This is a genomic window from Micromonospora sp. NPDC005299 (assembly GCF_042872345.1).
Lineage (GTDB): Bacteria > Actinomycetota > Actinomycetes > Mycobacteriales > Micromonosporaceae > Micromonospora.
The window spans coordinates 152,171-167,567 of sequence record NZ_JBIAKG010000013.1 but is presented as its reverse complement, the minus strand read 5'-3'; the positions used below and the strand labels follow the sequence as shown (position 1 = coordinate 167,567).

Annotated in this window: 11 protein-coding genes and 1 pseudogene; 4 read left to right on the top strand and 8 right to left on the bottom strand. The window is 73.4% G+C overall.

The features are described from left to right. Positions 1–44 precede the first annotated feature (44 nt). From ACFYPD_RS29380 to ACFYPD_RS29370, 3 genes and pseudogenes are all read right to left on the bottom strand, one after another. Entirely contained in the window at positions 45–599 is a 555-nt protein-coding gene (locus ACFYPD_RS29380; protein ID WP_387120409.1) for a phosphatase PAP2 family protein, read from the bottom strand. Positions 600–724: 125 nt separating this feature from the next. Then, positions 725–2,140, bottom strand: coding sequence for a sensor histidine kinase (locus ACFYPD_RS29375; RefSeq protein WP_387120406.1), 1,416 nt, complete (start codon positions 2,138–2,140; stop codon positions 725–727). A 108-nt stretch (positions 2,141–2,248) separates the two neighbouring features. After that, positions 2,249–2,662: pseudogene (locus ACFYPD_RS29370) on the bottom strand (winged helix-turn-helix domain-containing protein); the annotation flags it as partial. 159 nt (positions 2,663–2,821) lie between these two features. On the opposite strand from ACFYPD_RS29370, the gene ACFYPD_RS29365 reads away from it, so the two are divergent. Further along, positions 2,822–3,376: an NUDIX hydrolase gene (locus ACFYPD_RS29365; protein ID WP_387120515.1), complete on the top strand. Its 555-nt coding sequence runs from the start codon at positions 2,822–2,824 to the stop codon at positions 3,374–3,376. Between the two features lie 222 nt (positions 3,377–3,598). On the opposite strand, the gene ACFYPD_RS29360 is transcribed toward ACFYPD_RS29365, so the two are convergent. Continuing rightward, a complete protein-coding gene (locus ACFYPD_RS29360; protein WP_387120403.1) occupies positions 3,599–4,120 on the bottom strand; it encodes a MarR family winged helix-turn-helix transcriptional regulator in 522 nt (173 codons plus the stop codon). Between the two features lie 85 nt (positions 4,121–4,205). Here ACFYPD_RS29360 and ACFYPD_RS29355 point away from each other — a divergent pair, with 85 nt between their 5' ends. The 3 genes from ACFYPD_RS29355 to ACFYPD_RS29345 are packed head-to-tail and all read left to right on the top strand — an operon-like array spanning position 4,206 to position 6,389. Further along, positions 4,206–4,796 (top strand): NADPH-dependent FMN reductase, encoded by a 591-nt coding sequence (locus ACFYPD_RS29355; protein WP_387120400.1) that lies wholly within the window; start codon positions 4,206–4,208, stop codon positions 4,794–4,796. 40 nt (positions 4,797–4,836) lie between these two features. Then, complete coding sequence (locus tag ACFYPD_RS29350; RefSeq protein ID WP_387120398.1) at positions 4,837–5,775, top strand: sigma-70 family RNA polymerase sigma factor; 939 nt, start codon at positions 4,837–4,839, stop codon at positions 5,773–5,775. A 56-nt stretch (positions 5,776–5,831) separates the two neighbouring features. Then, entirely contained in the window at positions 5,832–6,389 is a 558-nt protein-coding gene (locus tag ACFYPD_RS29345; protein ID WP_387120395.1) for a dihydrofolate reductase family protein, read from the top strand. Between the two features lie 15 nt (positions 6,390–6,404). Here the strand turns inward: ACFYPD_RS29345 and ACFYPD_RS29340 are convergent, their stop codons facing one another. The 4 genes from ACFYPD_RS29340 to ACFYPD_RS29325 all read right to left on the bottom strand — a co-directional run bounded on the left by ACFYPD_RS29340 (position 6,405) and on the right by ACFYPD_RS29325 (position 15,397). Further along, positions 6,405–6,833 (bottom strand): PaaI family thioesterase, encoded by a 429-nt coding sequence (locus ACFYPD_RS29340; RefSeq protein WP_387120392.1) that lies wholly within the window; start codon positions 6,831–6,833, stop codon positions 6,405–6,407. Positions 6,834–6,846: 13 nt separating this feature from the next. Further along, the gene (locus ACFYPD_RS29335) at positions 6,847–7,788 is read right to left on the bottom strand and encodes an inositol-3-phosphate synthase (RefSeq protein ID WP_387120389.1); all 942 of its coding nucleotides are present in this window, start codon (positions 7,786–7,788) and stop codon (positions 6,847–6,849) included. A 137-nt stretch (positions 7,789–7,925) separates the two neighbouring features. Then, positions 7,926–12,317 carry a DUF4157 domain-containing protein gene (locus tag ACFYPD_RS29330; protein ID WP_387120512.1) on the bottom strand — a complete coding sequence of 1,464 codons (4,392 nt, stop codon included), beginning with the start codon at positions 12,315–12,317 and terminating at the stop codon, positions 7,926–7,928. Between the two features lie 2 nt (positions 12,318–12,319). Next, positions 12,320–15,397 (bottom strand): DUF6519 domain-containing protein, encoded by a 3,078-nt coding sequence (locus tag ACFYPD_RS29325; protein ID WP_387120386.1) that lies wholly within the window; start codon positions 15,395–15,397, stop codon positions 12,320–12,322.

Genomic DNA, 15,397 nt, shown 5'->3' with positions numbered 1-15,397 from the left:
ACGTGCGGCGGAAAGCCTGCGGGGCGGGCGGACGAGGGATGCGGTCACCGGCTGCCGACAGCGGTGCCCGACCCGCGACGGTGGCTCCACTGGTCGAACACGCGCCAGCCGAACGCGGTGATCAGCACGGCTACCGCGCCGATGACCGCGCCGGCGACGATGTCGGCCGGATAGTGCACACCTGCCCACACGCGGGCGAATCCGATGACGGTTGCCAGCACCGACAGCGCTACCCCCCAGCGCCAGGACAGAAACAACCCGATCGCGAAGGCCACCGCGAAGGCGGCCGTGGCGTGGTCGCTGGGCAGCGACGCGCCCGGGTCATGCGGGATCAGCTGGTGCACTCGATGGGTCTGGAACGGGCGGACCTCGGTGCTGACGGCGGCGACCACCTGCCCGACTGCGAACGCCAGGACAAGGGACACCACGACGCGCACGACGGGCGCCCGCCCGCGTGATTTCAGGCCGAGCAGCAGCGCGACGACCGCCAGGCCGCCCAGGACGTAGATCAGCCAGACCGCCAACCACTCCATCACGTCATCCACCGAATCACTGCGTCCGGCGGCGGCGTTGACGAGCTGGAACAGGTGGTAGTTCATGACTTGTCCGACTCCATCGCTGACCCGGCTCCCCCGACCGGCTGAGCCCAGCCTGCCCGCTCCCGCCTGAGAGGAGCCTGAAAGGGCGACAGACCGGGCAGCCAGCAAATGGAAAACCCGCCGGTTCAGCCGGTCGGTCGGCCGTCACCGCCCAGCGGCAGCCGGACCTGGACCGTCATGCCGGGCCCCGGTAGCACCCGGACGGTCCCGCCGTGCGCCGCGACGATCTCCCGGGTGATCGGCAGCCCCAGGCCGCTGCCGCCGTCGGCGCGTGCCCGGCTGTCGTCGAGCCGGACGAACCGCTCAAAGATCCGCTCCCGCTTCCCCTCGGGGACTCCCGGCCCGTCGTCGGTGACGTCGAGACAGCCCCATCCGTCGTCAGCCCAAACTCGCAGGAGGACCTCCCGCCGCGCGTGCCGAGCGGCGTTGTCAGCGAGGTTGCGCAGCGCCCGCCCGAGGTCGTACGCGTCGCCGGTCACCCGTACCGGGGCAAGCTGGGTCCGCACCGTCAGGTCCGGCCGACGGGCGGCGAGCCGGTCCCGCTCGGTGTACGCCAGGTCGTCCAGATCGACGTCCTCACGGCGCAGGGTGAGGCTGTGCTCGTCGATCCGGGCGAGCAGCAGCAGATCGGAGATCAGACGGCCCAGCCGTTGCGACTCCAGCCGCATCAGCCGGACCAGATCATCGTTGGCGTCCGGCAGCGGCACGAGCGCCAGCCGGTCCAGGCCGGCCTGCAGGGTGGCCAGCGGACTGCGAAGTTCGTGGCTGGCATCGGCGACGAACCGCCGCTGACCTGCCGCCGCCGTCTCCAGGCGGTCGAGCATGGAATTCATCGTCTCCGCCAGTGCCGCCACCTCGTCGTGCGCCGCCGGCACCGGCACCCGGGCGTGCAGGTCACGGGCGGTGATGCCGGCGACTCGACTGCGAATCGCCTCCACCGCCCGCAACGACCGGCCGACGAACAGGAAGACCGCCCCACCAACCACGAGCAGCATCGGCGGCAACCCGGCGACCAGGATCGCGGCGACCACCTCGGTGCTCTCGTTCACCGGCCGCAGGGACTGGGCCACCAGCACGGTCCGGGTACCCGACCTGGTGCCCACACCCAGAGCGATCACCCGGAAAGGGTCTTCATCGGCGAACGGCAGCATCCGCTGTTCCCGCAGCACCTCACCGGCGGCGGGACGCAGCGGTGACAGCGGCGCGGCGCCCCCGAGCACCGCCGACGCCGCCTCTACCTGGCCGGACGGCGCCAGGACCTGCACCAAGGTCTGCTCCCCCGGGCTGGACTTCAGCGTCTGGGCAATGTCGTCCCGGTCGCCGCCGGCCACCGCCGTGGCCACCTCCCCAGCGCGCTGCCTCGCGGCCGCCTCCACGTTGCCGACCAGGTTGGCGCGGGCCAGGTAGATGAAGGCGGCCGCGCCGACCCCGAAGGCCACCGCCACCACCACCGAGGCGGCCAGCGCCGAGCGCAGCCGCACCCCCAGCCGGCGGCGCACCCACCAGGCGAGGTCCCGGAACGGACGGAGCATGGCAGCCATACCCGCAGCGTAGGTTCCCCAGCGCTGAGAAGGCCCTGAGAGGATGCACGACGATTCACCGCCAAGGTGGGTCGGCCCCAGCGGCATGGGCCGCTGCCGGGCTCGCCGTCATCCGCCGTCGGCGGCCAGCCGGTAGCCCATCCCCCGCTCCGTCCGGATGGCGGTCCGGCCGAACGGCTGGTCGATCTTGCGGCGTAGGTATCCGACGTACACCTCGACGATGTTCGGGTCACCCTCGAAATGGGCGTCCCAGACGTTCTCGATGATCTGCGTCTTGGACACCACGTCTCCGCGGTGCCGCATCAGGAACTCCAGCAGCGCGAACCCCCGCCCGGTCACCCGGACCCGCTGCCCGGCCCGGGTGACCTGCCGCCGGGCCGGGTCGACGGCCAGGTCACCGGCGGTCAACACCACCGGCCGCACCGGCGCGCCCCGGCGGACCAGGGCGCGGAGCCGGGCCACCAGCACCACGAACGAGAACGGCTTGATCAGATAGTCGTCGGCACCGAGGCCGAAGCCCTCGTCGATCAGGCCGGCCCGGATCACTTCCGCCAGGGCGGTCTCGTCCTCCACCACCAGCACCCGCACGCCGCTCCCGCCTTCCCGCCCACGTTCCCCGGTCGGCGCCGTGCGGCAGCGGCTCGGTGCCGCTGGTCGGATACTGGCCGAGCGACGGAGGAACTGGCTAGCAGGTCGACGCGGTGGACGATTCATGGTGAGCGGGTTGTAGACGGCAGCCGGCGGTCGCGGTTGAGCATCGCGGATGTGGAGTTGCCGGATGGGGTCCGCTTCAAGCAATACGTGATCCGGGCGCCCCGGTCGGCCATGGTTGCCGTGATTGACGGCCGGGAGCGCCTGTTGCTGATGCGGCGGCACCGGTTCGTGTTCGACCGATGGGTGTGGGAGCTGCCGGGTGGCTACATCGATGAGGGCGAGGATCCGGCAAAGTGCGCGGTCCGAGAGGTCGAGGAGGAGACCGGGTGGCGTCCGGGCGCAGTAGAGCCCTTGCTGTCGTTTCAGCCGTGGGTGGCGACCGCGGACGCGGAGAACTTGCTGTTCCTTGCTCGGAACGCGGAGCACACCGGCGCTCCGGTGGACGTCAACGAGACCGAGCAGGTGGCCTGGATTCCGCTGGAGGAGGCGCGGCATCTCGTCTCCGAGGGTGAGATCGTGGGTGCCGGTACGGTGATCGCGGTGTTGGAACTGGTGGCGCGCAAGGCCCTGGGTGAGCTGTAGTCAGCGACGTTGGCCGAGCGCAGCGTCAACCCGGGCGATGAACTGCCCTGGACACCCGCCGGCGTGCTGCACCGCCGCTTCCTCGGCTGGACCAGGGAAGCCTATCGGCCGACGCCAGCAGTACAGCAACCGTGCCAGCCGAACCGGGCCGAGAAGCGCGACAGCAGCCCGGATGACCTCGCACCGCACCCGATCCGGCCGGCTCGCCGGCAATCCATAGGCTCAGGGTTCGAGTCCCTGGCGGTCCGCATGGGCCCTGTCGCGCGGAGCCGGGCCCCCGGTGCGGGAGATGCCGGTCAGTCCGGCGGCGTCGGCCACCCGCTCGGCGATGTCCGCGAGATGGATCAGGTCGTCCTGGTCGAGCTGGTCGAACAGCACGCGGCGGACCGCCTCGACGTGCCCCGGCGCGGCGGCGGTGATCGCCGTGCGGCCGAGGTCCGTGAGGTGGACCATCGTGCCCCGCCGGTCGGTGGTGCTGCCGGACCGCGCGACGAGCCCGCGCTGCTCCATCCGGCGGAGCTGGTGGGCGATGCGGCTGCGGTCCCAGCCGATGCGGGTGGCCAGGTCCCGCACGCGCAGTGCTTCGCCGCTCTGAGAGAGCGGGGCCAGGACGTCGTAGTCGGCGGGCGACAGGCCGGCCTCGGCGAGCTGACCGTCGATCGCCGCGTCGATCGCGCGCCGCATGCGCAGGAAGGCCAGCCACAGGCGTTGTTCCTCGGGGTTCAGCCACCGCGGTTGGGTCATGCGTCACAGTCTACGGCGAATTGCTGACACGTCAGCATCGTGCGGCTAGGTTGCTGACACGTCATCAACTTCAAGGAAGCGCGGCATGTCTACCCTGCAGATCATCATTGCCAGCACCCGGCCCGGCCGCCTCGGCCTGCCGGTCGCCGAGTGGATCAACACCGTGGCGGTCAAGCACGGCGGCTTCGACCAGGTGGAACTCGTCGACCTCGCCGAGTGGAACCTGCCGTTCATGGACGAGCCGAACCACCCGCGCCTGCGCCGCTACGTCCACCGGCACACCCGCGACTGGAGCGCCACGATCGACCGGGCCGACGCGTTCCTGATCGTCATGCCCGAGTACAACTTCGGCTACACGGCCCCGCTCAAGAACGCCATCGACTACCTCGCGCACGAGTGGGCCTACAAGCCGGTCGGCCTGGTCAGCTACGGCGGCGTCAGCGCCGGCACCCGCGCCGCGCAGATGATCAAGCAGGTGCTGACCACGTTGAAGATGACGCCGATCCCCGAGGCCGTGCACATCCCGTTCGTCGCCCAGTTCATCGACGACGACGGCGCACTGCGACCCAACGAGACCATGGACGCCAGCGCCGAGGCGATGCTCGACGAGCTGGTGCACTGGACCACGGCCCTGACCCCGCTACGGGAACGCGCACGGCAACACACCGCCGGATGACCATTCTCGGGGGTGTCACCGGCTCTGCCAGGATGGGCGGGTGGAGTTCGAGACCTACCGGGGTGAGTTGATCGCCTACTGCTACCGGATGGTGGGCTCGTTCCACGAGGCCGAGGATCTGGTGCAGGAGACGATGCTGCGGGCGTGGACGGCCCGCGACCGGTACGACGACACCCGCGCGTCGGTACGGACCTGGCTGTACCGCATCGCCACCAACGTGTGCCTGACCGCGCTGGAGGGGCGTGCCCGGCGGCCGTTGCCGTCAGGCCTGGGCGCGCCGAGCGGCGACCCCGCAGCGCCGCTCGCACCGGCGCTGGACGTCCCTTGGCTGCAGCCGTTTCCCGACGCGCGGGTTGACGTCGAGGCCCGGGCGGGAATCCGGCTCGCGCTGGTGGCGGCCATGCAGGCCCTGTCGGCCCGTCAGCGGGCCGTGCTGTTGCTGCGCGATGTGCTGGAGTTCAGCGCCGCCGAGGTCGCCACGCAGTTGGGGAGCACGGTCCCCGCGATCAACAGCGCGCTGCAGCGCGCCCGCTCCGCTCTCGCCGAGGTCGGCGACGTGGACGAGGTCACCGAGCCGGACGATCCGCAGGTGCGCGCGGTGATCGACCGCTACGTTCGAGCGTTCGAGGCGGCAGACGTTCCCGCGCTGGTGCGGCTCCTGACCGACGATGCCGTCCTGGAGATGCCGCCGGTGCCGTTGTGGTATCGGGGCAGCAGCGACTACGGCCGGTTCATGGATCGTGTCTTCCAGATGCGCGGGACGGGCTGGGTCATGACACGACTCACCGCCAACGGGCAACCCGCGCTCGCCGCGTACGCGCCGCAACCTGGCGGCGGGCACCAGTTGCACACGCTGCAGGTCCTCACCGTCGCCGGCTGTCTGGTCACGCGCAACGTCGTGTTCGCCGACCGAGCCGCGCTCACGGCGTTCGACCTGCCCACGCAGATTTTTCCCGACGAGTTTCGCCCGCCGCGATGAGTCCGGCCGGTGCCGCCGGTATGTACCGGTGAGCGTCGACCGAAGGGACATCTGTCGTGAGCGTCATCGTCATTGAGTTCATCACCCTGGACGGGATCGTGTCCGACCCCGACGGGTCCGGAGACACGCCGACCGGCGGCTGGGCATTCCGGCACGGCCCCGAAACCGTCGCCGGCGACAAGTTCCGCCTCGGCAGCGCGCTGGACGACGGAGTCATGCTGCTGGGCCGCACGACGTGGCAGCTGTTCTCCCGGATCTGGCCAGGACGCGACGACCCGTTCTCCGCACGGATGAACGCCGTGCCAAAACTGGTCGCCTCTCGTACCTTGACCGACACCTCGGCGTGGGCGAACTCCCGGCTCATCGACGGCGACCTCGTCGACGGCGTCAAGCACGAACAGCGGGACGTCATCGTCACCGGCAGCCTCAGCGTGGTGCACGCGCTGAGGACGGAGGATCTGATCGACGAGTACCGGCTGCTGACCTTCCCTGCCGTCCTCGCCACCGGCGAGCGGCTCTTCCCGGCCGGCGGCCCGCCGGCGGACCTGGAAACCGTTTCGGTCGAGCGCGTCGGCGCGGCCGTCCTCACCCGATACGGCAGGGCCGCACGGTGACCGACCACGATGAGATCAGCTCAGGCAGAAGAGCGTCTGCTGCCCGGTCGCCACGAGCGATTTCTGCCCGCTCTGCACGCCGAACACCTCCAGCCGGCACACGGTCAGCGTTCTGCCGGATTTCAGCACGGTCCCGACCGCCTCGATGTGATCGCCGACGGCGGGCGCCAGGAGATTGATCTTGTATTCGACCGTGAGGACGTCGGCGTCGGCGGGGAACAACGTGAGCGCCGCATAGCCGCCCGCGCTGTCCGCGATGGCGCTCGTGGCGCCTGCGTGGATGTAGCCGTGCTGCTGGGTCACCTCGGGCCGGCTGGCGAGCACGATGTGCACCCGCCCGGGCGCGATGTGCGCCAGGCGGGCGCCGAGGTGGCGCATCAGTCCCTGGCGTTCGAAGCTCGCCGTGATGCGCTCCCGCACCTCGGGGCTCGCGTCGTCTTCCATCTCTCCTCCGGTCTCAGATCGCCGTCCCCGGTGGAGACTTCAGCATTGACGCAGCCTCGGACAGGTACCCGCCGCGCCCCGAGCGCAGAGCGGCGGCGGCCATGCGGATCAGGTCGATGTTGACGCCGGCCGCGCCGCTCGGGTCGTGCACCTTCAGCCGCACGTCCAGGCTGACCGCTGTCCCACCCCACCCCTGCGCCTCGACGTTGAGGTGGGCGATCTTCTGAGACCCCAGCTGCGGAAGGTACCCGAGCGGAGCCATCTGCACCTTGTCGGACCCCACCGCGTTCAGCTTGGACTGCTTCTTGGTGTTGGGGTTCTCCACCAGGTTACGGAAATCCTCCGTACCGCCCAGATTGACCTGATACGAACTGACCAGGGTGAGGCCGCGTTCCTCGAGCAACCGCAGCAGCGCGTGATGCACCACGGAGGTGCCGAACTGGCTGGCCAGGTCATCGCCGAGCAGCGGCAGGCCGGCGGCCTCGAACCGCTCGAGCCAGGACGACTCCCGGGCCACCGCGTCCGACGTGGTGTTGACGAACGCCACCCCCGCCAGCAGAGCCGCCTCGGCGTAGGCGCGAGCGGTCTCCGGCCGGCCGCTCGGCGCGGAGTAGAGCAGCACCTCGGCGCCCTTCAGCGCATGTGCCACCCGCTCGATCTCCGTCGGGTCGACGAGACCACGCTGCACCGTCACGCCCGAGGGCAGCAGGTCCGCATCGAGCCGGGGGAAGTTGTTGGGCGGCAGGAAGATCGCCTCGTGCAGGTCCCGGCCCACCTTGGCCTCGGAGATGGCGAACGCCGCGACGACGTCGATGTCCCCGACGCCCAGCCCCGCCAACTCGGAGTGGTGGATGCCCACCAGGCTGCCGGTGTGGCGATAGAAGTTGATCCCCTGCACCAGCGCTGACGTGTTGTTGCCCACGCCGACGACTGCGACCTTCGCGCTTTCGATCATGGCAGGAGGCTACCCGGAGAGGCCGCTCGTCATGATCGGCGGCATCGTCACGTGCACCCCGTGGACGCCGGGTCAGAAGTCCACGACCTTCAGCAGGAAGATCGCGTCCGGGTCGTTGCTGAGGATCCGCCGCGCGTTCAGCGGATCATCCGGGTCGCCGCCTGCTGGTTGTAGACCACGACCACGGCCCGCCAGTCGCTGCGCCCACCCCGCAGGCTCGCGTTGGCCAGGTTCGCGTAGCCCCGGGCCTGCTCCAGGCCGTTGACGATCTGGCGGGCGTTGTCCGGCTTGATCTCGTAGATGATGCCGGCGACCGGGTCCACGATGGTGGTGGGCGTGACCCGGTCGACCCGGGAGGTGACGCCGAGCCGGGCCTCGGCGAGCAGACCGTCCGGCAGCTCCGACAGCGGAATCAGGTCTCCCGCCGCCCGGTCCGCCGCGAACTGCGCCGGGATCCGCGGCGGGGGCAGCACATCCCGCAGCGCCTCGGCGTTGGCGTGGGTGAAATTGCCCGCCTCCATGGCCCGTGGCTGGGCCCGGCCGGGTGTCGGCCGGGCGCCCAACGTCCCCGGGTCGGCCAGGTCGGCCATCGAGCCGGTGGGCGCGTCCAGCGGCGCGTCGGCCCCGCCCAACAGGCGGCTGTGGCTGATCAGGTCCTCCTCCAGCTCGGCGGCGAGCCGGGCGGCCTGTTCCGGATTGGTCCGGGCCAGCTGCTCTATCTCCAGGAACCGGGCGTGCCGGGCCGGGTCGGCGGTGAGCAGCGCCTCGTACTGGTCGGCGATCCGGTCGAGCGTCACGTGGGCGGGGTCGGGAGCGCGCGGCGCGCCGGGGATGCCGCCGGTGGTGTAGTCACCGAGGTCGTTGCGGCTGGCGATCAGCTCGATGTGGAAGCGGCCGGGCCCGACGGGGGTGGCCGCGAACGTCTCGATCCACCGGTACCGGGTCTTGAGCGCCATCAGCTCGGCGAGCAGGACGGGGACCGGGGTGTTCAACACATCGTTCGCCTCCTTGATGATGCGGGCCTCGGCCATCGCCTCGGGCAGCTGCGCCGCCTTGGCGGCGTCGTCGGCCAGGGTCGGGGTGCCGGGTTCGTCGGTGGCGCGGACCGCTCCCTCGCCCAGCTCGTCGGCCTCCCGGGTGGCGGCTCCCTCGGCACCTTCGCGGCCGGCCCGGGCGCCGCCGGCCTCGCTGGCCTCGCGGGCGGCGCCGGCCTCGACCGCCTCCCGGCCGGTGCGGGACGCGCCGGTCGTCGCACCCTCCCGGGCCACGCCCGCCTCGACCGCCTCCCGGGCGGTGCGGGACGCGCCGGCCTCGGCGCCCTGGGCGGCCCGGCTGGCGGCCAGGGCCGCCTCGTCGCCCAGGCCGAGCATCCGCCCGGCCAGCCCCTCGACCCGTTCGAGGAGCCCGGCGGCGAAGCGGAACCGGCTGAGGAAGCCGCGCGCCGCGCCGATGCCCCGCAGGAGCGGTCCGCGCAGCGGGCGCAGCGCCCGGCCCAGCACGCCGAGCAGCTCGCCGCCGAGGTCGAGGAAGCGCAGCAGGTAGACCAGCAGGGTGCGCAGCCCCGGCTCGACGGCCTTGAGGGCGGCGTAGTTGCCGGCGCTGAAGTAGATGATGGCGGCCTGGAGCAGCAGGAACCCGGCCACGAACCCGATCTTCCGGCCCAGCTCGAAGTCGGGCAGCATGATGAATTCGAGCAGGGCGTCGGCGGCCCGCGCGCCGAGCGACTGGGCGCCGGCCACCATGGCCGCCCAGGCGTCGCCGAGGAGCTGGGCGAGCCCGCCCACGGTGGCGCCATTGCTCTGCACCTCGCCGCGCATGTCGGTCTCCAGCGTGGCGGGGTCGAGGTCGGCCTCCATTCCGCCGGCCGCCGCCTGCGCGAGTGCGCCGGCCGGTAGCGCCGCGACGATCTGCGCGTCGGTCGGTTCGCCGGGCACCGCCGCCAGCTCGACCGCCGCGCCGGCCGGCCCGCCGCCGGCCGCCGTCGGGCCTGCGGCGGCGACCGTCGGAACGGCGGTGGCGCCGGTCGGGCCGGCGGCAGCCGCGGCCGGGACGGCAGCGACGGTCGGGCCGGCGGTGGCCGTCGGGCCACTGCCGGCCGCGACGCTCAATCCGGACGCCGCCACCGGGGCCGCGACCGTGCTGACAGCGGGAGTGGCCGGACCTGGGCCGGCCAGACCAGCGGCCGGCGCGCCGAGGCCGACGCCACCGGTCACCGCGGGGCCGGTGGGCGCGGTGACGGCGGGTGCCGGGGCAGCGCCGGCGGCGACCGGTGGGGCCCGGACCAGGGCCATGCCCGGGGCGTACGACTGGACGACCCGGGCCACCGCGCGGGCGGCGGCCACCAGGAGCTGGGCCAGCATGAACAGCAGTCGGAACGGGTCGATGATGCCGTCGACGACGCCCTGCACGATGCCCCACGCCATGCCGGCCACGAAGGCCACGCCCCCGCCGGCGGCCAGGTTGGCGATCTTGTTGCTGGCGTCGATGCGCTGCTGGTCGCCGATCCGCTCGCCGTAGCGGAGCTGGGTGAGGAAGCCGACCACGCCCTCGCGCAGCAGCGCGCCGAGCGGGCCGAGGCCGGTGAGCAGGGTGGGCATCCCGCCGATCGTCACGATGAGCAGGTCGAGCACGAAGTTGATCACAGGTGGCTTGAGGTCGTCCGGGCAGAGCAGCCAGATCACCGCGGCGAGGACGACCGGCAGCATGAGCGGGTTGGCCACCACGACGGCCAGCCGGACCAGGAAGTCCATGATGGGCTGGAAGATGGCGACCAGCGCGTCGAAGACGGCGTGCAGGGCCTCGGTGAGCCCGCTGAACCCGCCGCGTGCCCAGGCGGCCATCCGAGTGAACTGGTTGGCCACTGCGGTGAGCAGGGTGGACACCGCCGTCAGGCAGGTGCTGGCGCCGAACGCGCCGAGCACGCCGCCCATCGCGGTGCCGACCTGCCCGGCCACGTCGGCGAGCCAGGCCGCCGCGGCGGCCAGCGTGTCCGCCGCCCCGGTGACCGCGCCGATCACGGTGGGCAGGACGCGCTCCTGGAGCACCTGCCGGGCGGCGACCAGGATCTCGCGGGTGTTCCAGTTCTCCCAGAGCCAGGTCAGCCCGTCCCACAGCGGCGGGAGCACCTGCGTCAGCACCACCACGGGGCCGAGCGGGGAGAGCAGGACCAGGATGCCGCCGACCACCATGAGCGGGGTACGGATCGGTTCGATGGTGGCCCGCAGGGTCTCCCAGGCGGAGTTCGCGAGGTTGCCGAGCCAACTGCGGGCGCCCTCGGTGCTGTCCCAGGCCAGGCCGAACTGGGTGCTGAGCCAGTCCCAGGCGTACGACGCGCCGGCGCGGATGGGCGCGGTGAGGTCCCAGAGCCAGCCGCCCAGCCGGGTGAAGGACTCCCAGACGGTGCCGCCGGCCGCGCCGAGCAGGTCCAGCGCGGGGACGGCGAGGTGGTCCCAGAGGCCGGTGAAGAGCTGGTTGACGGTGTCCGCGGCGGTCCGGAGGTTCCGGATGATCGGGCCGTCCCACTCCTGCAGGGCGGCCACCACCGGGCGCAGCAGCGCGCCGACGGTCGACCGGGCGGCGCCGCCGAGGCGAGCCTGGACGTCCCGGACGCCCTGGGCGAGCCCGGTGAAGGTGGACTCGATCGCGGACATCGGATCGAAGTCGGCGAGGCCGGCGAGCAGCCGGCCGAGCAGCGCGTTGACGCCGGTGCAGAGCAGCTCACGCAGCCGGACCAGCGCGCCGCCGCGGAGGAACTCCAGCAGGCCGGGCGCGAGCCGGTCGACGACCGCGGAGGCCGCCTCCAGGGCGGTCCCGGCGATCTCCCCGCTCACGTCGAGGGCGGTGTCGAGCGCGCCACGGCCCAGGGCGGCGGCGTCGCTCGCGGTGTCGGAGACGAACCGGCCCACGGGGGTGTCGGCGAGCGCGAAGCACTGCACGCCGAGCGGCGCGGACCGGGCCGGGGCGGCCGGTGGGCCGCGACCGGGATGCTCGGTCGCCGCGCCGGCCCGGGCGGGCGCGGGGCGGGCCTGCTGGCGGACGTGGGCCAGTTCGTGGGCGAGCACCAGGTCCCGGCCGGGCCCGGCCCCGGCGCCCAGGACCACGTGGTTGCCGTACGTGAAGGCGTGCGCCCGCCGTTCGCTTGCGGCGAGCTTGGCGGCGAGGCCGTCGTGCAGGCGTACGCCGGTCAGGTCCATGCCGAGCGCGGGCTCGTAGCGGGAGCGTTCGGCGCCGTTCAGCGGCCGGCCGGCGCCCAGCCGGGGGTCCGGCACGGTGGCGAGCCGGGCGACCGGCCGCGTCGACCGGGCCGGGGCGGCCGGCGGCGCGGGCCGCGCCGTGACGAGGCGGGCGGCGGTGGCGTGGGCGTCGTGTTCGGCGGCCGCGTCGGGCGGGGCGTGCACCGGGATGCGGGCCACACTGTGGCTGCTGCGGGCCGGCCGGCTCGGCCGGGCGGCCGGCCGCTCCGGCGCCGGGTGGGCGCGCTCGGGCTCGTCCCGGTCGGCCGACCGGGACGGCTGCGCCGCCTCCGCCACCCTCAAGCGCTCACGTTCCCCTCGTCGCGCCACGACCCGGTGCCGTCGACCAGCGCCGGGCCGGTGGTGCAGACATTGTCGCGCGCCACCCACAGCGCGGGCGAGCCCGACGGGCCGGGAACCGCGCGGATGCCGAGCACGGTGCCGTCGAACGTGTTCGCGGCGGCGACCGCGTGCGGGCCGAGCCGGCCGGCGCAGAGCAGGCCCTGCACCGGGTATCCGGGTTTGCCGTCGGCCAGGTCGACTGCGTTGGACGACACGTCGAGGCGGTGGCAGTCCCCGACGTACACCCCCTGGTGCAGGAAGGCGGTGGCGGCCCGCGCCGGCGGGGCGATCGTGTTGCCGGTGATCCACGCCCGGCGTACCGTCTCGCGCTGCTCGTCGGGGTCGCCCAGGGCGACGCTGATGCCGGTGAGCGCGCCCGCGACGGTGTTGTCGCGGACCCGCACGTCAGCGGCGGTGGTCCCGGCGACAGTGATGCCGGCGGTGGCCGTGGCCTCGGTGGCGAAGTCCTCGGCGACCCGGCGCAGCCAGGCGGCGAACCGGGTCCGCTCGTCGAAGAACCGGGAGTCCGGGTTGTGCCGGACCAGGTCATCGCGGACCACGTCCTGGAGTTCCTCGACGGTCTTGACCTCCTGGTCGCCGAGGTACGCGGTCCAGCCCTTCGAGTCGTCGATCTCGGAGCCGAACCGCAGGTTGCGGGTCTCCACGAGCGACGACCAGCCGCGCCGCAGGCCGAGCACGTCCTCCCCGGCGAGCAGCGGGTGCACGGCCCGCCGGGCGATCCGCCGGGCGAAGCGAGGGTCGCTGAGCCACTCGAGGAACCGCTTCTCCGGGTCGGCGCCCGGATCGGCGGTGGCCAGCACGTCGCAGCCGGTCACGTCGGTGCGCCGGCTGTTCAGCACCAGCACGCCGGTCTGCGCGTGGCCCGCCTCGACCCGGCAGTCCCGGACCACGGCGCGCTCCACCGGCCGGCCGCCCTCGGTGTCGTCGCCGCGGACGGTGATCCCGCTCGCCACGGCGGCCGGGGCGTCACCCATCTCGGCCTGGACCCGTTCCACCAGCACCAGGCCGGTGCGCCGCACGTCGAGGGCGCCGTTGCGCTGGTCGCTCTCGGCCGGCACCGCCGCCACGGACAGGTCGCGGACCTGCACCTCGCCGCAGTCCTCGAAACGCAGCGCCGACTCGGCGGCGGAGACGATCCGGGTGGCGGAGCCGACCCCGGTGACCAGCACGCAGGACACCCCGGAGAGCACCGCCGGCTCGCTCAGCGTCCACTCCCCCGCGGTCAGGCAGAGCGCCAGCGCGGTGACCCCGGACAGGTCGGCGAACAGTTGCACCAGGTCGGTCTCGGGGCGGACCACCAGGCAGACGGTGCCGCCCTCGTCGCGGCGGCCGGTGACCCGGACCTCGGCGTCGACCGGGGCGTCGGCGTCGTCGAGCCGGACCGCGGTGAGCACCCGGGTGGTCGGGCCGGTGCTGGGCAGCAGCCACCGCACGTCGACCTGGCCCCGGGCGTCGGTCTCCAGGACCACCTGCGCCGGGGCGGCGGCGGTGGGTACGCCGGTGGCCAGGTGTCCGTCGACGGCGGTGAACCGGACCCGGGCGCGGTGCACGGGGCGGCCGCCGTTGCGGACCACCACCCGCACCGGCTCGGGCAGCGGCTGGCCGGGTGGGGCCTGCTGCCCGTCGCCGCCGAACAGGTCGAGGGTGACCAGGTCGGTCAGGGGCGGGGTGAGCCGGCGGCAGTCCTCGTCGAGCGCCCAGCGGCCGGCGCCGCCGACGGTGGTGCGGCGGATGATGCCGAGCACCGCGACGTGGTGCACCGGCCCCAGCGGCGGGCGGGCGAGGGCGTTGCCGAGGTCGTCGGTGGGCCAGTCGATGGTGCCGGAGAGGGCGCTGACGCCGTAGACCAGGCGGACCGTGCGGGCCGGGATCAGCCAGTGGTCGCCGACGCGGAAGTCACCGGCGCCGAAGCGCACCTCGATGCCGGCGTCGTCCAGTTCGTCGGGGCTGGCGTTGGCGACCTGGGCCGGGCCGTCCCAGCGGCGGACGATCGGGGTGCGGCCGAGCGCGGCGAGACTGGCCGGGGCGCCGGCGGCCCACGTCACCGGCAGCGCCGTCCCGTCCGGGGCCCCGGCGGTGGCCAGGTGGCCGGGCCGGCCGTGCAGCTCCCGGTCGGGGCTGGTCACCTCGACCAGGTCACCCTCCCGGAAGGACAGTTCCTCGTCCCGGCCGACCCGGTCCAGGCTCAGCTCGGCGTCCATCCCGGCGGCCGCCGCGGCGGCCGAGGGTGGGCCGATGGCGGTCAGCCGGGCCACCACGCTGCCGTTCTCCCGCGAGTAGACGTAGCGGGCGGTGCCGTCGCCGGCCACCTCGTGCACCTGGACCCGGTAGAGCTGGTTCTCCAGCCGCCGGTAGCCGCCGGAGCCGCTGAGGCGGCATGGGTCGGCGGTCGGGTCCACCTCACGCAGCGCGGCGGTCATGGTCGGGGCGGTCCGGTCGCCCCACACCGGGTCGACCACGTCGGCGCAGGCCGTACCGGCGGCCACCTTGACCAACCGGACCTGCCAGACGGTGCGGGCCCGGGTGGTGGTGTCCGGGCCGCCGAGGGCGGCCTCCCGCAGCCGGGGCGCCTGGTCGGCGGTGACGTGCTGGTCGGCGACGTCGAGCAGGACGGCGTACCGGCCGTCGGCGGTCGGCTCGGGCAGCCCGGGCAGGTCGCCGACCTTGGGCAGGTAGGGCTGGTCGGCGAGCTTGTGCCCGGCCCCGCCGCCGGCCGGTGGAGCGCCGTCGACCAGCACCCCGTCCACGTAGTAGCGGCCGGGGGTGATCCGCAGGTCCGCCCAGGCGGTCGCGGCGGGGCTGGCGCCCGCGGTGTCCACCACGGCGAAGCCGGCCCCGTCGAGCGGTCCGCCGGCCGCGCCGACGATGTCGCGGGTCCGCTCCTCGTCGTGCCAGGCGGTGATCTTCGTCTGCTCGTTCCACTCGGCGTCGAGCAGCATCCGACCCTGCTGCAACAGCACCTGGCGGTAGCCGTCGCGCGGGTCGAATGTCCAGCGGGTGAAGTCTCCGTGCAC